The organism is Arthrobacter sp. TMN-49 (assembly GCF_054511095.1).
Genome location: NZ_JBTNDH010000054.1, coordinates 1 through 18791 on the forward strand (window position 1 = coordinate 1; position 18791 = coordinate 18791).

Here is an 18791-nt window from a genome sequence, read left to right on the forward strand (position 1 = left end):
TACGGCCCTTCAACACGGGCCTACAACGCCGAACCCGCAAACGACAGCCCGCTGCCGCCGACCACATTCACACAAGGCAAGCCGTCAAACCGAAAAGCAACAGCCTCTTTTGGGCCATTCTTGGGCGTTTTCTGCGGGCCAGTTGCTGCTTGGCTGGATCGTTTCACACACGGCCGGTCGGCACAGACATGCCAAGTTAGCCTTTGAGCGCGGCGAGGGCCACCTCAGCCAGTGGCAACCACTGATCGGCTGAACCCCGCGGCACCAGCACCCAATCCTTAAAGGGGCGGCCCATGCCTGAGGGATCAAAAAGTTCCGCACCCGGAAGTGCCATGGCGGAGGCGTGCGCGGCCGATTCGCGGCCCAGTTTGAACGCGACTCCGTCGCCGTGGAGGCAGCCGATGGCCTTGCTGCCCACCATCAATGAGGTGGCACCAAACATTTTTCCCACGGTGACACCGGCGTTGGCGGCATCTGCTGCAAGCCCCTCAAACGCAGTCAACGTTTTCTGGGACGGCACAAGTTTCTCCATACCCGCATCATGCCCGACCGGGCGCCCTGCGTCGAGACCGGCGAATGAAAAATGCCACCGACCCCGCTTTTGTCACCGGGATGTCGGTGGCATAAATGGGGCCGGTGGCATTTCTTGCTGGTCCCCCGCCGGCAGGGTTCCCTGGCCGAGGAACGAGGTTAGGGAACCGGTGGGGACTAGAGTGCGGCCTCGATCGCGGCTGTCGCCACGGGATCGGAGTCGTTCAGGAACGTGGCAATGCGTGCAGCCTCGTCGGATTCGCCGATGGCACCTGCAGCACGGCCCAGGGCGTACAGCGCACGCAGGAAACCACGGTTTCCCTCGTGCGCATACGGCACAGGGCCTGTTCCGCGCCAGCCGTTGCGACGCAGCGCGTCCAGGCCGCGGTGGTAGCCGGTGCGGGCGTAGGCGTAGGACTCAATGGTCCGGCCTTCTGCATATGCCTCATCGGCCAGGATCGCCCACAAGAGCGAGGACGTGGGATTGGCGGCAGCCAAATCCACTGCCTCATCCCCCGCATCCAACCGTGCCTGGATGTCGTCCTCGACCGGGAGCAATGTGGGCTCCGGACCAAGGAGGTTCCGGCGGAATTCGTCGCTCATATTACTTGAACGTCTTGCCGGCGGAGCCAAGCTGCGAGGCAGCTTCAACGACGCGTGCTGCCAGACCCTTTTCGGCCGAGGCGCCCCAGACGCGGGGATCGTAGAGCTTCTTGCTGCCCACTTCGCCGTCAACCTTCAAAACGCCTGAGTAGTTGCTAAACATGTGGTCCACCACCGGGCGGGTGTACGCGTATTGGGTGTCGGTGTCGATGTTCATCTTGATAACACCGTAGGCAACGGCGTCAGCAATTTCCTGGTCGGAGGAGCCTGAGCCGCCGTGGAAGACCAAGTCGAAGGGGTTTTCCTTGCCAATCTTGGCACCGACGGCTGCCTGGATTTCCTTAAGGATCTCCGGGCGCAGTTTCACGTTGCCGGCCTTGTAAACGCCGTGCACGTTGCCGAAGGTCAGTGCCGTGATGTAGCGGCCGTTCTCGCCGGAGCCCAGTGCTTCAACAGTGGCCAGGCCGTCTGCAATGGTGGAGTACAGCTTGTCATTGATGGCGTTTTCCACGCCGTCTTCCTCGCCGCCAACAGCACCAATCTCAACCTCAAGGATCATCTTGGCTGCGTGGGTGCGGGCCAGAAGTTCACGGCCAATGCGCAAGTTCTCTTCGAGGGTTTCGGCGGAACCGTCCCACATGTGGGAGTTGAAGATGGGGTCGCGGCCGGCGGCTACTTCACGCTCGGAAGCTTCCAACAGGGGCAGCACAAAACCATCCAGCTTGTCCTTGGGGCAGTGGTCCGTGTGCAGAGCCACATTGATCGGGTAGTTCTTGGCAACCTCGCGTGCGAACGCGGCGAAGCCCAAGGAGCCGGTAACCATGTCCTTGACGCTGGCGCCGGACCAGTAGGCGGCGCCACCTGTGGAAACCTGGATGATGCCGTCAGTTCCGGCGTCGGCGAAGCCCTGCAGCGTTGCATTGAGCGTCTGAGATGACGTCACGTTGACCGCCGGGTAGGCGAAGCCGCCAGCCTTGGCGCGGTCGATCATTTCGGCATACTTGTCCGGTGTTGCAATGGGCATTGAGAGCTCCTATGGGCTGAACGGTACTAAGAGGCTGACAACAGGTCAGCCTCCCGCATGGCTACTTCCATCTTAGCGATAGCGCTCACAGTGTCGAAGAAGATGAAGTTACCGCCCGGCTTATGGACATTCTTGCCGTCCGACGCCGGCCCGCCCGCCTAGGAGACGTGCTGGCTGAAGACGTGACGGCGCACCCATGCGTGCATGGCGATGCCTGCCGCGGAAGCTGCGTTGATGGAGCGTGTTGAGCCAAACTGTTCAATGGACAGTGTGGTTTGAGCCGCCGCATGGACTTCCTCGCTCAGCCCGGGACCTTCCTGGCCGAACACCAAAACACAGTTCCGCGGAAGCTCGTAGGTTTCCAGTTTTTCCGAGTCCGGAAAAATGTCGATGCCGATGATGGCCAGCCCCTCATCCTTCGCCCACGCCACAAAGTCGTCAACCGTGGGGTGGTGGCGGACGTGCTGGTACCTGTCGGTGACCATGGCGCCGCGCTTGTTCCAGCGCCGTCGGCCAATAATGTGCACTTCCTTGGCCAGGAACGCATTGGCTGTGCGCACCACAGTGCCGATGTTCATGTCATGCTGCCAGTTTTCAATGGCGACGTGGAAGTCGTGGCGGCGGGTATCCAACTCGGCAACGATGGCCTCCATGGTCCAGTACCTGTACTGATCCAGCACGTTGCGGCGGTCACCCTGGGCCAACAGTTCCGGGTCCCAGTGGTGACCCTGCGGCAATTCGCCTTCCCACGGCCCCACACCGACCTCATGGTGCGGTTCAACATATTCGGGCGCGTCTGTGGCAGCTGCAGTCTGGGGTGCCGGGGAAGTGGTGTCGCTGGAATTACTCACCGGTTAACTTTAGCCGCTGCATCGCTGCCGCATTCCCCGTCACTCGGGCGGATCTGCAAGACTGGTGCTAGATACATCCGGTCCCATCAGGAGGAACCATGAGCAAGCCGCAGAACCGCCAGCCCGCCGACATCGAATGCTGGCTCACAGACATGGACGGCGTGCTGGTCCATGAAAACAAGGCAGTCCCCGGTGCGGCCGAGCTGATCGGGCGTTGGGTGGACACGTCCAAGCGCTTTTTGGTGCTGACCAACAACTCCATTTTCACTCCACGCGACTTGGCCGCCCGGCTGAAAGCCTCCGGCCTTGAGGTGCCCGAAGAGAACCTGTGGACCTCGGCACTGGCAACCGCCCAGTTCCTGAAGTCCCAGATGCCGCACGGGCGCGCTTTCGTGATTGGTGAGGCGGGCTTGACCACGGCATTGCATGAGGCGGGCTACATTCTCACCGACCAGAACCCGGACTATGTGGTGTTGGGCGAGACCCGCAGCTATTCCTTCGAGGCCATCACCCAGGCCATCCGGCTCATTGGCAATGGTGCGCGGTTCATCGCCACCAACCCGGATGCCACCGGCCCCTCGAGTGAGGGGCCGCTGCCTGCCACGGGCGCTGTTGCTGCCTTAATCTCCAAGGCGACAGGCCGCGAACCGTACATTGTGGGCAAGCCCAACCCGATGATGTTCCGCTCGGCCATGAACAGGATTGAGGCCCATTCGGAAACCACTGCCATGATCGGTGACCGCATGGACACGGACATTATCGCGGGCATGGAGGCAGGTCTGCATACGGTTCTGGTGCTGACCGGCATCACCCAGCCGGAGGACATTGACGCGTACCCGTTCCGTCCGGACCAGGTGTTGAACTCTGTGGCGGATCTAATCCCGGAGATTTAGCCCGGCATTCCCCGCCGAACGTACAGTTGATGCCGATGTTGCGGCTCAATATCGGCATCAACTGTACGTTCGATTTTCTTTAGCTCGGAAACATGCCGCCGGACACTTCCAGATAGCACTTTCCGCAGAGCGACTCGTACCAAACGTCGGCACCGTCAATGGCCACCTGCTCGCCGTCGAATACCACGTCCTGACCCACGCGGCGGGTGTTGAAGATGGCCTTGCGGCCGCAGCGGCAGATGGTCTTCAGCTCTTCCAGGGCATGCGCAATCTCAAAAAGGCGCGCCGCGCCCGGGAAGGCCCGGGTCTTGAAATCCGTGCGGATGCCGTAGGCAATGACAGGCACTCCGTCTTCCACGGCAATCTTGAACAGGTCATCGACCTGTTGCGGGGTGAGGAATTGGGCCTCGTCAATGAGCAGGCACGCCACCGGCGCCAGTTGCACATGCTCGAGCAGCGCATTGGGATCATCCCCGGCAGCATGGACAGCGAATACGGCGCGGGCATCGTCTTCGGGCTGGAGCAGGAAGTCCACGTCACGGGACATGCCAAGCCGAGACACGACCTCCCCGGCACCCTTGGTGTCGATGCCTGGTTTGGCAAGCAGGACCCGCTGGCCGCGTTCCTCATAGTTGAACGCCACCTGCAACAGCCCCGTGGACTTGCCCGAGTTCATGGCGCCATAACGGAAGTAAAGCTTGGCCAACGTGGATCCTTTCATCATTTCCCGCTCTTGGGCGGAAGTTACGGTGCCGTACTTCTAGACCCGGGCCCGTCCCGACCATATAGTTAGACAATCAGCAACCGCCCGTGGGAACCACCACTACGAAGGAAGTGTGCCATGCCTGAGTTCATGGACGTCCACAATCATATGAAGGGCATCACCGCGGAGGCCCTGAAGGCAGCCCATGAGGCCGACCTCGAAGCACAGGGCGAGGAAAACGTGATCTTCAAGAATGCGTGGGCTGACCCCGAGACGGGGAAGGTTTTCTGCTTATCGGAGGCGCCGTCGGCGGATGCCGTACTGCGTGTCCACGAGCGCACCGGCCACGCAGCCGACGAGATCCACAAGATCACCCTGGCGGTCTGACAGCGGTTGCCGGTTAGTCTAGGCCGAGCTCGTCCTTGCCGAACACAAACAGGTACGGGACGCCCGCTTCGGCTTCGATGCGTTCCTTGGCGCCCGTGTCGCGGTCAACGATGACGGCGACGGCGGTGATGTTGCCGCCTGCCTTGCGCACGCCTTCAACAGCTGTCAGGGCGGAGCCGCCCGTGGTGGAGGTGTCTTCGAGAACTACCACGTTGCGCCCGTCAACACCGGGTCCTTCAACCTGGCGGCCCATGCCATAGGACTTCTGGGCCTTGCGGACCACGAAGGCGTCAATGGCGCGGCCAGCGTCGCCGGCAGCGTGCATAAGGGCTGTTCCGACGGGGTCGGCACCCATGGTCAAGCCGCCGGCCGTCTCAAACTCGATCCCGGCGTCGTCAAGCAAGGCCAGCATGACGCGGCCCGCCAAGCGGGAAGCCTCGTGGTGGAGGGTGATGCGGCGCAGGTCGATGTAGTAATCGGCTTCCTTACCTGAGGACAAGATCACTTTGCCGTGAACTACGGCCAGTTCCTTGACGAGTTCGAGCAGGCGGGCGCGGTCAGCAGCAAGAGTTGAGGTCATGGGTTTCATTCTAATTGGGTGCACGCAACACAGCCGAAATGCGCGCACGATACTCTAGTCACATGCGCGAATTACAGGCACAGATCATTAGCGAACTCGGCGTCCAGGCACGGATTGAACCCGCTGTGGAAATTGCACGCCGGGTTCAATTCTTGAAGGACTACCTCAAAGCCACGGGCACGAAGGGTTTTGTGTTGGGCATCAGCGGCGGTTTAGATTCCACCTTGGCCGGCCGCTTGGCGCAATTGGCCATTGAGGAGCTGGCTGCGGAAGGCATCGAGGCCGCCTTCATTGCCGTGCGGCTGCCCTACGGTGTCCAACACGATGAAGCCGACGCGCAGGACGCCTTGGAGTTCATCAACGCCAAGACGACGAAGACGTTTAGTATTGCCCCGGCCGTGGACGGTTTTGAGGCGGAGTTCGCCAAGTCTGCTGCCAACGACGTCTCGGATTTCAACAAAGGCAACATCAAGGCCCGCGCCCGCATGATCGCCCAATACGCTTTGGCCGGCCACGACAACCTGCTGGTCATCGGCACGGACCATGCGGCGGAATCAGTCACAGGGTTCTTCACAAAGTTTGGCGACGGCGGGGCGGACATCCTGCCGCTGTTCACCCTGAACAAGCGCCAGAATCGGGCCTTGTTGGAAGAGTTGGGCGCTCCGGAACAGCTGTACAACAAGGTTCCCACCGCCGACCTGCTGGATAACCACCCGGGCCGTACCGACGAGGACGAGCTGGGCATCCGCTACGACGAAATCGACGACTACCTCGAAGGAAAAAACATCCCCGAGGCAGCCGCCGAATCAATCGAACGCCGCTTCGTGCAGTCCCGTCACAAGCGGACTACGCCTGTGACACTTCTCGACTCCTGGTGGAAGCGGCAGTGACAGGCAATTGGCCGCTAAGCGGTCAGTGAGTCAACGTAGTCCTGGTTTTCGCTGATCCACTTCTCAATGATCGGCGTGTAATCCTTGGTTTCTGCCCCGTTGAACATGGCGTTTTCCAGCGAGTACAGCTTCTTCGAATCCATCTTGAAGTTCTTCAGCCACTTATCAAGAGTGGGGTAGTCCGTGTCGAAGTCCAGGCGGGAGTAGCCGTAGATGCCCTCGGCCTTGCCCAGGGCACCCTTGGGGTCCTTCAAGTCCTTCACGGGGAACGCGTCGTAGGCCCAGTGCGGGCGCCACAGGGTGACAACAATGTTCTCGCCCTTGCTGGTGGCCGTCTTCAGCTCCGAGAGCATGGCTGGTGTGGATGAGGTGACGTACTCCATCTTGTCCAGACCATAGCCCGGAATCACTTCTTTGGTGGTGACCTCGGTCAAGCCCGCGCCGGGCTCAATGCCGATGATTTTGTTGCCAAACTTGTCCGCGTTGGCCGCCAGTTCATCGAGAGAGTCGATGGGGGCGTCCTTGTTCACGGCGATGGTCAGGGCTGCCTCGTCGTTCCACTGACCCAGCTCAGCGATGTCCTTGCCGTACTTATCGAGCAGCGTCTTGTGGGTGACAGGCAGCCAGGTGTCCAGCGTCAGGTCGTAGTCGCCGGTGGAGAGACCGGAGAAGACGGGTGCGACGTCGGCGCTTTCCAAGGTGACGTCGTATCCCTTCTTATCCAGAATCACTTTCCACAGCTCGGACGCGGCGATGCCTTCATCCCAGCCGTTGAACACGGCGATGGAGACGTCCTTCTTGTCACCGTTCTCCACGGTGGCAGCCTTGGCGCCCGCGCCGCACGCGCTCAGGCCCAGTGCAAGTGTTGCCGCGATAGCGGCGAACCCCATAATTTTCTTGTTCATTGTTCATTCCTTTCTATGGCAGCGCAGAATTGAGCAGCCGCGATTGGTTTGTGTAGCCTGGGTGGCCGCGGTTAGGCGGCTTTAACGCTGGAGCGGGTCTTGCTCGTGGTCTTGCCGAGGCTGGCCGTGACCCGGTCGAGGAAGATGGCCAAAATGACGACGGCGATGCCGGCTTCGAAGCCCAGGCCCGCGTCGATGCGGCTCAGGCTGGCGACGACGTCGCCGCCCAATCCGCCGGCGCCGACCATGCCGGCGATGACCACCATGGACAGCGAAAGCATGATGACCTGGTTGATACCGGCCATGATGGTGGGCCGGGCCAGGGGAAGCTGGATTTGGCGCAGAATCCGGCCCGGGCTTGAGCCGAAGGCATGCCCGGCCTCAACCACTTCCTTGTCCACGCCACGGATTCCCAGTTCGGTAAACCTGACGCCCGGTGCCATGGAAAAGACGATCGTGGCCACAATGCCCGGGACAACACCCACCCGGAACATGACCAGCGCGGGGATCAAATAGACCATGGCGGGCATGGTCTGCATGAAGTCCATGATGGGCCTGATAATTGTCGAAACCCGTGAGGAACTGGCCGCCCAAATACCTAAGGGAATACTGATAGCCACCGCCACCACTGTGGCAATAATGACCAGGGCAAGGGAGTCCATGGCGTTCTCCCACTGGTCCACGCCAACAATCACGGCGAAGCCCACAACGGTGCCAACACCAAGTTTCCAACTGCTGGCCCACCAGGCGATGGCGGCAAAAATAAGGATGACTACCCAGAAGGGCGGCGCATTCAGTAGCCAGTCAAGCTCGTCGTAGGCGCTAACAAACACCGTGCGGATGAACTTGAAAAACGCGTCGAAGGACGTTGTTATCCAGTCCAGGCCAATTTCAACCCAGTCGCCCAGGGGAATTCTAAAATCCGGGGTCACAATGTTGCTCCTTCACTCTGAGCCAAAGCGGCCGTCACCATTTGTTCCGGGATGGGCGCAACAGCCACCTCAACCACGGGGAATTCGGACGTTGTAGCGGGCACATTGCCCAACGCTGCCAGCAGCGTCACCCGGGGCAAGGCGCCCACGAGACGGCCATCGGCGTCCACCACCGGCAAGGGGATGGGGCTCTCCACGGCGCGGCCAAACAAGTCATTGAGCGCGGTATCCGGGCTGACCGGTGCAATGCCGTCACGCACCACGGCCGCCAAATCGGTGGCACGCTTTTCCACTTGGGTCATCACGTCACGGTCACGGACAATCCCCTGGTAATGGCGGCGCCGGTCCACCACGAATGCGGCCGAAACTTGCAGGTCACGCATGGTCCGCAGGGCGTTGCGGGGACCGCCGGAAATGGTGACAACAGCCAACGGGGGTTCCATGACGGCACCGGCAGTCAGCACGCGGGTCCTGTCCACATCCTGCACGAACTGGGCAACATAGTCGTTGGCCGGGTTGGTCAGAATTTCATCCGGTGTGCCGATCTGCACAATCTCACCGTCACGCATGACAGCTATCCGATCGCCAAGGAACATGGCCTCGTTGAGGTCGTGGGTGATAAAGACGATGGTCTTGTCAAGCTCCGCCTGCAACACCACCAGCTGTTCTTGCATTTCGCGCCTAATCAGCGGGTCAAGGGCAGAAAATGCCTCGTCCATGAGCAGGATGTCCGTCTCGGCACACAGGGCGCGGGCCAGGCCCACGCGCTGCTGCATGCCGCCGGAGAGCTCGGAGGGGTATTTTTCGCCCCATCCACCCAGCCCCACCATGGACAGCACTTTTTCGGCGCGGGCCGTGCGTTCGACCTTCGCAACGCCCTGAATTTCCAGCGCGTAGGCGGCGTTTTCCAGCACTGTACGGTGCGGGAGCAAGGCGAAGTGCTGGAAGACCATGGAAATCTTCTCCTGGCGAACCTTGCGTAGTTCCTTGTCACTGACGGTGGAAATGTCTGTTCCACCAACCACCACCGAACCCTGTGTGGGTGCCCACAGCCCGTTCAGTGTGCGGATGAGGGTGGATTTTCCGGATCCGGAAAGGCCCATGACCACGAAAATCTCGCCTTTTTTGACGTCAAAGCTCGCGTCAATGACGGCTGCTGTGCCCAGCGCCGTGAGCTCTTCACGCTTCTTGCCCGCCTTCAGGCGTTTGATGAGCTCGGCAGGTCGTTTGCCGAACACTTTGTAGACATTGCGCACGCTCAGGGCGTTTTCCGTCTCGGTGCCGCCCTGTGTTGTTGTTTCTTGTTTACTTGCCATAAGTGTTGCTTCGGACACGTAGTACCCATCTACGCAGCGCGCCGCCGCGAAGGTCTCAGCTTTCGCTCGCCTTCGCTGGTTTCTGCGCCGCAATTGGTGTTCTCGTGCTGCAGGCGATGCTTCGCGTCAAACTCTTCGCTTCCCCGCACACTCCGTCCGGAGCAGCAAGGAACGACGGTTCCACATTCATTGTGCGGAGCAAGGGAAGATATCCCTACCGCAAGTTCGAGCGCCTGAGTCTGGCTGCATCACTGTTCACGGTTACTTTTGAAGCACATCGCGAAGGTGCGAGCAGCTGCCCGCAGGCTTGTCGGCGTACTGGTTCACCTTCAACGCTAACAAAGACACTTTCACTACCAGCGTAATAGTCACAGCTTTGGGACCCAAAACGCCCACCAATGCTGCCATCCTCCCGCTCTGGCAGGGCGAGGGAAGCGTTATGACTTTGTGACCTTAGGTGACTTATTTGAATTGTGACTAGCCGGGGCTGGTGTCTTCGCCCACTTTTGGGCCCCTTGGCCCGCACTGGCCTGCCGCGGTGGCGCGTTGCCGTTACGCCCGTGCGGGCCTTGTGGCCGGGTTTACTTGATAGCTTGGAGACGTGAAGATTGCTACCTGGAATGTGAACTCGTTGCGTGCCCGTGCCGACCGCGTGGAGGAGTGGCTGCGTCGCACAGACGCGGACGTGCTGGCCATCCAAGAAACCAAGTGCAAGGACGAGAACTTCCCCTGGGAACTTTTTGAGAACAACGGCTACGAGGTGGCCCACTTTGGCTTCAGCCAGTGGAACGGCGTGGCCATAGCCTCCCGCGTGGGTTTGGAGGATGTTGAACGCACCTTCGTGAACCAACCCGCCTTTGGCAAGGCCGGCAAGGATCCCGTCCAGGAGGCCCGTGCCATCGCCGCGACGTGCAACGGCGTTCGCATTTGGAGCCTGTACGTCCCGAATGGCCGAGCCCTGGATGACGAGCACATGCCGTACAAACTTCAGTGGCTCGATGAGCTCAAGAACCAGGCCACGGACTGGCTCGCCCAAGACCCCAACGCCCAGATTGCGCTCATGGGCGACTGGAACATTGCCCCCCAGGACGACGACGTGTGGGACATCGACTTCTTCCGCACTCAGGGCCTGACTCACGTCAGCGAACCCGAGCGCGCAGCGTTCGCCGCCTTTGAAGCGGCAGGTTTTGCCGACGTCGTCCGCCCCTTGAACCCGGGCCCCGGCGTCTACACCTACTGGGACTACACCCAGTTGCGTTTCCCCAAACGTGAGGGCATGCGCATTGATTTTGTGCTGGCTTCCTCGGCGCTGGCAGCCCGTGTCAGGGCGGCCGAAATTGACCGTGAGGAACGCAAAGGCAAGGGCGCCTCGGATCATGCCCCGGTCATTGTGGAGCTGGACTAAACCATGGTGGCGGGCTTGTACTTGGGCGGGGTGCAGCTCCCCTTCGTCTCCACCTTGCGCGTGTATCTGCCGCGTGAGGCGTACACAGCAGCCGAGTTCGACTATCTGAGCGAACACTTGGACGCCGCACAAAACGCCGTCAGTGTCGATGCCGCCGAACTGGCCGATTCGCTGGGCCGCGTGAGCCGCACCCGCCCCAATCCACTCCCGACGGCGGCCGGAGAGCGGGTGCGAGTCCTCACCATGAGCGATGGCGAACCGCTGCTTTACGCGCCCAACCAGGTGGTCGCCAGATCCGTCGCGGGTGCCGCCGAGCTGCTGAGCGGAACCATGTCCCAGCTGGCCACGCTGCTACTGTCCCAAGATGAGTGGGCGGAAAAGTTGGGGGCCGCCACGGCCACTCCGCTATTGGAAATGCCGCTGCAAACCCGCACATCCACCTGGGGCGTGCCGTTTAGTTGGTTCGTGCTGGTCTACGCCAGTGACCGCATGGAAGTGGTGGAATCCAAGGGACGGATTTTGACTGTGCGGGCTCAAGTGCCGCTACGGATAGCTACGGCCCGGGCACAAAGGACTCTGCGAATGCTGGCCACCATGGCCCCCGACCTTGAGCTTTTCGGCGAGCTCGAGGACCTCAACAACTGGTTGTCCACTTTCAACGAGGCGGGCGTGGTGGAGCTGGACTATGGCCCCCTGGCCAACCGGCTGCATCCCGACGAATCACCCGCGGATGTGCACATGGGTCTGCAATGCCTGGCCGACGGCGACTTCACGGCCGCCGCTGCTGCCTACCGCAGGCTGAGCAACCGGTGGATGCCCATCCGACAGTTGGCCCGGGCCAACTAGTCCCCACGTCCTCCCTAACCTCGCTTCGCTCGGCTAGGGAACCCTCGGCCGCGTGGGCCCACCCGCGTCCCGTCAAACCGCTTCGCTCGGCCAGGGAACCCTCGGCCGCGTGGGCCCACCCACGTCCCGTCAAACCGCTTCGCTCGGCCAGGGAACCCTCGGCCGCGTGGGCCCACCCACGTCCTGTCAAACCGCTTCGCTCGGCCAGGGAACCCTCGCACCGCGTGGGCCCACCCACGCCCCGTCAAAGCTGCGGCGGCGTGGTGGATTCTCGCTGGATTAGCGTAAACGGCATACGCTCCTCCTGGATGGCGCCGGTCTTTCCGTCAAGCTCGGCCAGCAACATTTGTGCGGCCAGAAGCCCGTGCTCCACGGGTTTTTGAGCAATCGTGGACAGCCCTGCCGGTGCCGAGAAGTCATGGTCGTCGATCCCGATCACCGACAGGTCCTCCGGGATCCGGATGCCGCGCCGCCGGGCCTCAAACATCAGTCCGAGCGCCATCTCGTCCGAGCCGCAAAAGACGGCTGTGGGGCGCTCCCCGGGCAGGTCAAAAAGCCGGGCCGCGGCTGCCACTCCCTCACCAACTGTGTAATCCCCGGCAATGTTCCATGCCGGGCGCACCTCCAACCCCGCGCGGCGCATGGTGTCCTCGAAAGCTTGCGAGCGCAGGGCCGGAACCACAAAGTTCTTCTCGTCATTGATCCCCCCGCGCAGATGGCCTATTCTCCGGTGGCCAAGGTCGATCAGGTGTTGGGTGGCCGCGGTGGCCGCGGCCGTGTCATCCATGTGCACGCCCCGACAACCCTGAACAGGACCGCCAACAGAGATCATGGGAATGTTCGTTCGCTGGAGCTCTTGAAGTTCCGTGGCGGACAGTCCCAGGCAAAGCACCACCAGCGCGTCGATTTGTTTACGCACCATCTGTTCGGTAAACCGGCGCTGTTGGCCGTGCATATATCCGCCAAGGCTGAACAGCAGCAGGTTATAGCCGTGCTCGCGCAGTTCCTGGTCGATCCCTTCCAGCGCCGCCGCAAAGTACCAGCGGTCAATGAACGGAACCAGCACTCCCACGGTTCTGGTCCGCCCCGTGGCCAATCTCGTGGCCGACGGGGATGGCACGTAGCCCATTTCCTGGGCCACCGCCAGCACACGTTCCCGAGTGGTCGGGTTGACGTTGGGAAGACCCCTCAGGGCTCGTGAGACAGTTGCGGTGGAGACTTCTGCTCGCGCGGCAACGTCGTCAATGCTGACCCTCATGGCCCGTCCTTTCTCGTTTCCCCGAACTGTTGCCACGTGTGCCGGGTGGCCACCTGTTGTGGCAAATGATGGAGGTGGCACCCGGCCTAGAGCTACCGCGGCCGCCTGCCCCGCCGGGCCGGCAGTTTCCTGCGCAGCCGGATCATTCCCAGCAGCCCCAGACAGACCAGCAACAATCCTAGCGCCCACATGAGGGCGGGCTGGCCCGTGATCTCCAGCCAGACAGTCACCCCGAAGAGCACTACCGCCCAGAAGCCGAGAAAGCCGATGATGATGTCGAAGTCTTCACCGCTCTTTTGCTTGGAGGTGGGGATGTGTAGGCCATCGGGTTGCTCCGGTGGCTTCGCGGCATTTCGTCCCACGGTTACTTCACCGCCCCGGCGGTCAGTCCCGCAACGATCTTGCGCTGGAAGATCAGCACCAAGATGACCAGCGGAATGGTGACCACGGTGCCCGCCGCCATGACTGCCGTGTACGGTTCCTGGTGTGGCTGGGAACCGGCAAAACGTGCGATGGCGACAGTGACTGTCTGTGTTGCGTCGTTGGAGAGAATGCTGGCAATCAAGTACTCGCCCCAGGCCGCAATGAAGGCCAGAATCGCCGTGGTGAACACCGCCGGGGCCGCCAGTGGCATGATGATCCTGCGGAACGCCTGGCCCTGGGTGCAACCATCAATGCGGGCCGCTTCCTCCAACTCCCAGGGCATTTCCCGGAAGAACGACGTCAGCGTGTACACGGTCAAGGGAAGCACGAACGAGATGTTCGGAATGATCAGCGCCTGATAGGTGCCGATCCAGCCAATGTTGCCAAATAGCTGGAACAGCGGGGTCACAATGGCAACCCCGGGGAACATGGATGCCCCGAGGATCACGCCAAGCACCAGGAACTTGCCGCGGAAGGTCAGCCGCGCCAGCGCGTACGCGGCGAAGACACCAAAGATCAACGCCACCAAGGTGGTGACACTGGCAATGAACAGCGAGTTCAGCAGCGCCCGGTCCAGGTGGTTGCCCAACGCTGAGGAAAAGGCTGTCTTGAAGTTGTCCAGGGTGACGTGGGTGAAGAACGGTGTCGAGTCGTAGGTGTAGCCGACGTCGCGGAAGGCTGTGACGATCATCCAGTAAACCGGCAGAAGGCACCAGATGACGATGACCGCGGCACTGAGGTACGTGCGGAGGCTTGCCCAGTTTTCCCGACGGCGGGCCACCGACTTTGCTGCGGCGGTGTGCGCCGTCACGGAGGAGGTTGTGGTGCTCATTTCAATTTCCCCTTTGCCCCACCGCTGGCGGACTCAACGGCATTGGCCCCGAGGAACCGCACAAAGATGAACGCCACGATGAAGATGATCAGGAAGGTGATGGTGGACAGGGCCGCGGCGGAGTTGAAGCCGACGCGAATCTGGTTGACCACCAGAATGGACAGTGTGGTGGTCCCGTTGGCGCCGCCGGTCATGATGGCGGGCAGGTCGTACATGCGCAACGCGTCCAGGACGCGGAACAAGATAGCCACCATGAGCGCCGGTTTGACCAGCGGCAAGGTGATGAGGCGGAAGCGCTGCCACGCGGAGGCGCCGTCGACCTTGGCCGCCTCATAAACCTCGGCCGGGATCATTTGCAGGCCGGCCAGGATGAGCAGCGCCATGAACGGGGTGGTCTTCCAGACGTCGGCAATGATGATGGCCGCCTGTGAGGGGCCCTGGCTGCCGGTCCACAGGATGTCGGTGTGGAGCACTGTGTTCACGATGCCGTCAAAAGCAAAAATGAAGAACCACAGCTTGGCGGTGACGGCTGTGGGGATGGCCCACGGCACCAGCACTGCTGCCCGCAGCACTGTGCGGCCACGGAAGGTGCGGGCCATGATGACTGCCATCCAAAAACCCAGGATGGTCTCAAAGAACACCGTCACGGCGGTGAAGTAGAACGTGACGCCGGTGGCACTCCAGAACTGGGCACCCAATGTTCCGGGCGGGCAGCTGGCCGCCCCCGTGGGGGTCTCACACTGTTGGAACAGCCAGTGGATGTAGTTGGCAAAGCCGGCGAATCCTCCGGCCACAAAACTTCCTGTCACCGGGTCAAGACCCTCATCCTGTTGGAAGGACATGTAGATGGCGTTGATCACCGGGTACAAGATGACGATGGCCAGCACGATCAGAGTGGGCGCAACCAGCAGCGCTGCTGCACGCCCCTGCGTCTTTTCCTTGCGGTCCGCACCAACTTCCTTGTTCTCACCACGCTTCCGGGCTGTCTTTCGACCGGGCAGTGCCCCCGGATCAAGCTGTGCAGACATACGTCTTTCCTTTCACCACGACTCTGTGTGGCATCACGCGAGCGGTGATGCGAAGGTCCCCACAGCGGCGTTCCCGGGCTGGGTGTCCACCACCGGGAACGCCGCTGTGCGCACTATTGCCGTTACTGTGTCCCGGCAGCCGTGATGGCCGCCTGCATGTCGGTCATGGCCTGGTCAACAGTCTTGGTCCCGCTGATCGCGGCGAAGCTGTTCTGTTGGATGGCCAAGGTTACAGCCGGGTAGAACGGCGTGACAGGCCGCGGCACTGCATTCTGGATGGAGGTCAGCAGCACCGGAAGGTACGGCAGCTTCGCGACGAGCTCTGCGTCGGTGTACAGGCTTTCCAACACTGGCGCCAGGGACCCCTGGGTGGCGTAGAACTTCTGGGTTTCTTCACTGATCATGAAGGCCGTGAAGTCCTTGGCCGTGGCCTTGTACTTGGAGTCAACACTGATGGCCAGGCTGTGTCCGCCCAAAGAGGATGCGCCGGGGCCGTCCTTACCCGGCAGCGGGGCAATCCCAAAGGTGTCCTTGACCTTGGAGGAGCCGTCCGTTTTGGCCAGGTTGTACACGTACGGCCAGTTGCGCAGGAACATCAGTTTTCCGTCCTGGAAGGAGGTCCGGCCCTGCTCTTCCTGATACGTCACCGCCTGCTTGGGGATGTCTCCGTCCTTGTACGCCTGGACCAGGTTGGTCAGCCCGGCCTTTGCCTCGGCACTGTCAACTGTTGCCTTGCCGTCCTTGTCAACGATGGTGCCGCCGGCGGTATTGATGGCCTCGGCAACATTCACCGTCAGGCCCTCATACTGGGCGAACTGTCCGGCGTAGCAGTCGATGCCCTTTTCCTTGGCGATCGGGCACATGGCCAGCATTTCCTCCCACGTGGTGGGAGGCGTCGCAACCAGGTCCTTGCGGTAGTACAGGATGCCGCCGTCGGAGGTCTGCGGCGCGGCATACAGGGTGTCCTTGTACTTTGCCGCCTCCACCGTTGCCGGCAAGAAACCGGTGGTGTCAATGGCCATCGTGTCCTTCAGTGGCTGCAGCCAGCCCTTGGCGGCAAACTCAGCCGTCCACACCACGTCAACACTGGCCACGTCATAGTCGCCATTCTTGGCCTGGAAGCGCTGGACCAAGTCATCGTGCTGCTGGTCGGCCTTGTCCGACTGCTCCTTGAACGTGACCTTCTCGTCAGGGTGGGCCGCATTCCACTTTTCCACCAGGGGTCGGATTACCTCGGAGTTGTCCTTGCCCTGGACGTAGGTGATGGGCCCGCGGGCGTCCAAGTTCTGTGACGCCGCACCTCCGCCGTCTTCTCCCGTCCCCCCGCCTGTCCCGCCGCTACAGGCGGATAGGGCCAGGGTGAGTGTCGCGGCAACCGCCAGCGGCAGGTACATCTTTGAAATCTTCGTTCCCATGCTCATTCTCCTCAAGTGAAAATCTTCAGCTGCGGCTTGCCAGGCAAGGCACCTCGTTGAGTGGTGTAGCTCACACTAGTAAGGTGTGATGCAATAGTGCAAGCGCTTACATCAATTCGTTACCGTTTTGTTTCGGGAGGAACACCATGACAGATTTTCAGCATGCCTCAGCCAAGCCCTGGTGGGCCAGTGCCGTCATCTACCAGATATATCCGCGCTCATTTGCCGACGGCAACGGTGATGGCATGGGTGATATTTCAGGTGTTTCGGGGAAATTGGAGTATTTGGCTGAGCTGGGTGTCAACGCTGTCTGGTTGTCGCCGTTCTACCTCTCACCCCAAGCTGACGCCGGGTACGATGTGGCTGATTACCGCCGCGTTGACCCCTTGTTTGGTGATCTAGACGATTTTGACGAAATGTTAAGCAGGGCCCACAGCTTGGACCTGCGCGTCATTGTCGACCTTGTCCCGAACCACACGTCCGACGAGCATGTGTGGTTCCAGGAGGCGCTGAACTCACCCGAAGGCTCACCAGCGCGGGACCGGTACATGTTCCGGGACGGCTTGGGTGTTGACGGCAATGAACCGCCGAACAACTGGCGCTCCATTTTCGGTGGCAGGGCATGGACCCGGGTCATGCAGGACGGCGCCCCGGGCCAGTGGTATCTGCACCTTTTCGACACAAAACAGCCAGATCTAAACTGGGAAAACACGCAGGTACGCGCCGAAATGGAATCCGTGCTGCGGTTCTGGCTGGACCGCGGCGTGGACGGATTCCGGGTGGATGTGGCGCATGGGATGGTCAAGGCCGCCGGCCTGCCGGACTGGGAAGGGCAGTCGGCCATGGTCTCCGGTGACGAAAAGGCCACAGCTACCGCCGAGCCCCCGACCCACCAGCAAAAACCGGCGCTGGACCCGCCATCACCGTTCTTCGACCAGGACGGTGTTCATGAGATCTACCGGGCTTGGAACCGCGTCCTGAAGGAGTACGACGGCGACCGCATGCTGGTTGCCGAGGCGTGGGTTGAGCAGCCGGAACGGTTGGCCCTCTACGTCCGTCCCGATGAGATGCAGCAAGCCTTTAACTTTGAGTTCCTGCTGGCGGGATGGGATGCCGAACGCATGGCCGCGGCCGTGGCGAACTCGTTGGCAGCCAACGCCGCCGTTGGCGCCCCAGCCACCTGGGTGTTGTCCAACCATGACACCGTCCGCCACCCTTCCCGCTTTGGTTTGACCGACCCAACCACGTTCCCCAAGGGGATCAGCGCCGAGGACGAACAGCCGGATGAGGCGCTGGGCCTTGCCCGGGCGCGCGCCGCAACACTGTTGATGCTTGCCCTGCCAGGCTCGGCGTACATGTACCAGGGTGAGGAGCTTGGCCTGCCGGAACACACGACCCTGGATGCGGCCGTGCGTCAAGACCCCTCATTCTTCCGGACAAACGGGGTTGAGCGTGGCCGTGATGGCTGCCGGGTGCCACTGCCATGGACGGTCGCCGGGCCGGGGTACGGTTTTAGCTCCGGAACTACCCCGCAGGGGCCAGCCAATCCCCCCTGGTTGCCTCAGCCGGACACCTTTGCCCGCTACGGCGCCGATGCACAAGTCGGGGCGAGAGGGTCCACGCTGGAGTTGTACCGCGATGCCTTGCAGCTGCGCGCGGCACACCGTCTCGGCGAGGGGACACACCAGTGGGCGCCGGAACACGACCCGGCCTCGGGCATCATTGCCTTCAGCAACGGCCCCATAACCACCATCGCCAATGCAGGTGCTGCCCCGGTGAGACTGCCGGCGGCTGCTCGGATTGTGCTGGCCAGCAGCCAGGACGGCGTTTCGGATAAAATCCTGGCACCCAATTCGGCCGTCTGGATCACCACGTAAAAGGGGCGGGGGGGGAGGGGGGGGGGGCCCGGGGGGTTGTTTCCCTCCCCCGGCAGGTGGGGGCTGGGTTGTTTTTTGTGTTCCTTCACGCC

Annotated in this window: 20 protein-coding genes; 6 read left to right on the forward strand and 14 right to left on the reverse strand. The window is 61.6% G+C overall.

Features of this window, described 5'->3' with window-relative positions; all coding sequences use genetic code 11:
• Window positions 1-196: 196 nt before the first annotated feature.
• From ACX80E_RS16445 to ACX80E_RS16460, 4 genes are all read right to left on the reverse strand, one after another.
• Entirely contained in the window at window positions 197-532 is a 336-nt protein-coding gene (locus ACX80E_RS16445) for a hypothetical protein (RefSeq protein ID WP_459303135.1), read from the reverse strand.
• Window positions 533-708: 176 nt separating this feature from the next.
• On the reverse strand, window positions 709-1134 hold the full coding sequence (locus tag ACX80E_RS16450; protein ID WP_459303136.1) for a DUF3151 domain-containing protein: 426 nt from the start codon (window positions 1132-1134) through the stop codon (window positions 709-711).
• 1 nt (window position 1135) lies between these two features.
• Window positions 1136-2158, reverse strand: a complete 1023-nt coding sequence (fbaA, locus tag ACX80E_RS16455) for a class II fructose-bisphosphate aldolase (RefSeq protein ID WP_459303137.1) — start codon at window positions 2156-2158, stop codon at window positions 1136-1138.
• A gap of 158 nt (window positions 2159-2316) precedes the next feature.
• A complete protein-coding gene (locus tag ACX80E_RS16460) occupies window positions 2317-2916 on the reverse strand; it encodes a TrmH family RNA methyltransferase (protein ID WP_459303153.1) in 600 nt (199 codons plus the stop codon).
• Between the two features lie 191 nt (window positions 2917-3107).
• Here ACX80E_RS16460 and ACX80E_RS16465 point away from each other — a divergent pair, with 191 nt between their 5' ends.
• On the forward strand, window positions 3108-3902 hold the full coding sequence (locus tag ACX80E_RS16465) for an HAD-IIA family hydrolase (RefSeq protein ID WP_459303138.1): 795 nt from the start codon (window positions 3108-3110) through the stop codon (window positions 3900-3902).
• Between the two features lie 79 nt (window positions 3903-3981).
• On the opposite strand, the gene ACX80E_RS16470 is transcribed toward ACX80E_RS16465, so the two are convergent.
• Window positions 3982-4608: a thymidine kinase gene (locus ACX80E_RS16470; RefSeq protein WP_459303154.1), complete on the reverse strand. Its 627-nt coding sequence runs from the start codon at window positions 4606-4608 to the stop codon at window positions 3982-3984.
• Window positions 4609-4743: 135 nt separating this feature from the next.
• Here ACX80E_RS16470 and ACX80E_RS16475 point away from each other — a divergent pair, with 135 nt between their 5' ends.
• Window positions 4744-4992 (forward strand): SCO4226 family nickel-binding protein, encoded by a 249-nt coding sequence (locus ACX80E_RS16475; RefSeq protein WP_459303139.1) that lies wholly within the window; start codon window positions 4744-4746, stop codon window positions 4990-4992.
• 13 nt (window positions 4993-5005) lie between these two features.
• Here ACX80E_RS16475 and pyrE read toward each other — a convergent pair whose 3' ends face one another.
• Window positions 5006-5572 carry an orotate phosphoribosyltransferase gene (gene pyrE / locus ACX80E_RS16480; protein WP_459303140.1) on the reverse strand — a complete coding sequence of 189 codons (567 nt, stop codon included), beginning with the start codon at window positions 5570-5572 and terminating at the stop codon, window positions 5006-5008.
• A gap of 62 nt (window positions 5573-5634) precedes the next feature.
• Here pyrE and nadE point away from each other — a divergent pair, with 62 nt between their 5' ends.
• A complete protein-coding gene (gene nadE, locus ACX80E_RS16485; RefSeq protein ID WP_459303141.1) occupies window positions 5635-6462 on the forward strand; it encodes an ammonia-dependent NAD(+) synthetase in 828 nt (275 codons plus the stop codon).
• Between the two features lie 14 nt (window positions 6463-6476).
• Here the strand turns inward: nadE and ACX80E_RS16490 are convergent, their stop codons facing one another.
• From ACX80E_RS16490 to ACX80E_RS16500, 3 genes are all read right to left on the reverse strand, one after another.
• Complete coding sequence (locus ACX80E_RS16490) at window positions 6477-7367, reverse strand: glycine betaine ABC transporter substrate-binding protein (RefSeq protein ID WP_459303142.1); 891 nt, start codon at window positions 7365-7367, stop codon at window positions 6477-6479.
• 71 nt (window positions 7368-7438) lie between these two features.
• Complete coding sequence (locus ACX80E_RS16495) at window positions 7439-8299, reverse strand: ABC transporter permease (RefSeq protein WP_459303143.1); 861 nt, start codon at window positions 8297-8299, stop codon at window positions 7439-7441.
• The gene (locus tag ACX80E_RS16500; RefSeq protein WP_459303144.1) at window positions 8296-9615 is read right to left on the reverse strand and encodes a quaternary amine ABC transporter ATP-binding protein; all 1320 of its coding nucleotides are present in this window, start codon (window positions 9613-9615) and stop codon (window positions 8296-8298) included. The genes ACX80E_RS16495 and ACX80E_RS16500 overlap by 4 nt, the downstream gene beginning before the upstream one ends.
• Window positions 9616-10216: 601 nt before the next feature.
• Here ACX80E_RS16500 and ACX80E_RS16505 point away from each other — a divergent pair.
• Window positions 10217-11020: an exodeoxyribonuclease III gene (locus ACX80E_RS16505; RefSeq protein WP_459303145.1), complete on the forward strand. Its 804-nt coding sequence runs from the start codon at window positions 10217-10219 to the stop codon at window positions 11018-11020.
• Between the two features lie 3 nt (window positions 11021-11023).
• Window positions 11024-11866 carry a hypothetical protein gene (locus tag ACX80E_RS16510; RefSeq protein ID WP_459303146.1) on the forward strand — a complete coding sequence of 281 codons (843 nt, stop codon included), beginning with the start codon at window positions 11024-11026 and terminating at the stop codon, window positions 11864-11866.
• Between the two features lie 244 nt (window positions 11867-12110).
• Here the strand turns inward: ACX80E_RS16510 and ACX80E_RS16515 are convergent, their stop codons facing one another.
• The 5 genes from ACX80E_RS16515 to ACX80E_RS16535 all read right to left on the reverse strand — a co-directional run bounded on the left by ACX80E_RS16515 (window position 12111) and on the right by ACX80E_RS16535 (window position 16822).
• Window positions 12111-13124 (reverse strand): LacI family DNA-binding transcriptional regulator, encoded by a 1014-nt coding sequence (locus ACX80E_RS16515; protein WP_459303147.1) that lies wholly within the window; start codon window positions 13122-13124, stop codon window positions 12111-12113.
• Between the two features lie 92 nt (window positions 13125-13216).
• Window positions 13217-13438 (reverse strand): hypothetical protein, encoded by a 222-nt coding sequence (locus ACX80E_RS16520; RefSeq protein WP_459303155.1) that lies wholly within the window; start codon window positions 13436-13438, stop codon window positions 13217-13219.
• Between the two features lie 50 nt (window positions 13439-13488).
• Window positions 13489-14379, reverse strand: a complete 891-nt coding sequence (locus tag ACX80E_RS16525) for a carbohydrate ABC transporter permease (RefSeq protein WP_459303148.1) — start codon at window positions 14377-14379, stop codon at window positions 13489-13491.
• Entirely contained in the window at window positions 14376-15407 is a 1032-nt protein-coding gene (locus tag ACX80E_RS16530) for a carbohydrate ABC transporter permease (RefSeq protein ID WP_459303149.1), read from the reverse strand. The genes ACX80E_RS16525 and ACX80E_RS16530 overlap by 4 nt, the downstream gene beginning before the upstream one ends.
• Window positions 15408-15529: 122 nt before the next feature.
• Window positions 15530-16822 (reverse strand): ABC transporter substrate-binding protein, encoded by a 1293-nt coding sequence (locus ACX80E_RS16535; protein ID WP_459303150.1) that lies wholly within the window; start codon window positions 16820-16822, stop codon window positions 15530-15532.
• A gap of 146 nt (window positions 16823-16968) precedes the next feature.
• Here ACX80E_RS16535 and ACX80E_RS16540 point away from each other — a divergent pair, with 146 nt between their 5' ends.
• Window positions 16969-18699 (forward strand): glycoside hydrolase family 13 protein, encoded by a 1731-nt coding sequence (locus tag ACX80E_RS16540; protein WP_459303151.1) that lies wholly within the window; start codon window positions 16969-16971, stop codon window positions 18697-18699.
• Window positions 18700-18791 lie beyond the last annotated feature (92 nt).

Bases quoted from the DNA above. Each gene is read 5' to 3' on its own strand.
- ACX80E_RS16475 (WP_459303139.1), top strand. From the start codon at position 4,744: ATGCCTGAGTTCATGGACGTCCACAATCATATGAAGGGCATCACCGCG.
- ACX80E_RS16445 (WP_459303135.1), bottom strand. From the start codon at position 532: ATGGAGAAACTTGTGCCGTCCCAGAAAACGTTGACTGCGTTTGAGGGG.
- pyrE (WP_459303140.1), bottom strand. From the start codon at position 5,572: ATGACCTCAACTCTTGCTGCTGACCGCGCCCGCCTGCTCGAACTCGTC.
- ACX80E_RS16530 (WP_459303149.1), bottom strand. From the start codon at position 15,407: ATGTCTGCACAGCTTGATCCGGGGGCACTGCCCGGTCGAAAGACAGCC.
- ACX80E_RS16510 (WP_459303146.1), top strand. From the start codon at position 11,024: ATGGTGGCGGGCTTGTACTTGGGCGGGGTGCAGCTCCCCTTCGTCTCC.
- ACX80E_RS16500 (WP_459303144.1), bottom strand. From the start codon at position 9,615: ATGGCAAGTAAACAAGAAACAACAACACAGGGCGGCACCGAGACGGAA.
- ACX80E_RS16535 (WP_459303150.1), bottom strand. From the start codon at position 16,822: ATGGGAACGAAGATTTCAAAGATGTACCTGCCGCTGGCGGTTGCCGCG.
- ACX80E_RS16490 (WP_459303142.1), bottom strand. From the start codon at position 7,367: ATGAACAAGAAAATTATGGGGTTCGCCGCTATCGCGGCAACACTTGCA.
- ACX80E_RS16540 (WP_459303151.1), top strand. From the start codon at position 16,969: ATGACAGATTTTCAGCATGCCTCAGCCAAGCCCTGGTGGGCCAGTGCC.
- nadE (WP_459303141.1), top strand. From the start codon at position 5,635: ATGCGCGAATTACAGGCACAGATCATTAGCGAACTCGGCGTCCAGGCA.
- ACX80E_RS16515 (WP_459303147.1), bottom strand. From the start codon at position 13,124: ATGAGGGTCAGCATTGACGACGTTGCCGCGCGAGCAGAAGTCTCCACC.
- fbaA (WP_459303137.1), bottom strand. From the start codon at position 2,158: ATGCCCATTGCAACACCGGACAAGTATGCCGAAATGATCGACCGCGCC.
- ACX80E_RS16525 (WP_459303148.1), bottom strand. From the start codon at position 14,379: ATGAGCACCACAACCTCCTCCGTGACGGCGCACACCGCCGCAGCAAAG.
- ACX80E_RS16450 (WP_459303136.1), bottom strand. From the start codon at position 1,134: ATGAGCGACGAATTCCGCCGGAACCTCCTTGGTCCGGAGCCCACATTG.
- ACX80E_RS16465 (WP_459303138.1), top strand. From the start codon at position 3,108: ATGAGCAAGCCGCAGAACCGCCAGCCCGCCGACATCGAATGCTGGCTC.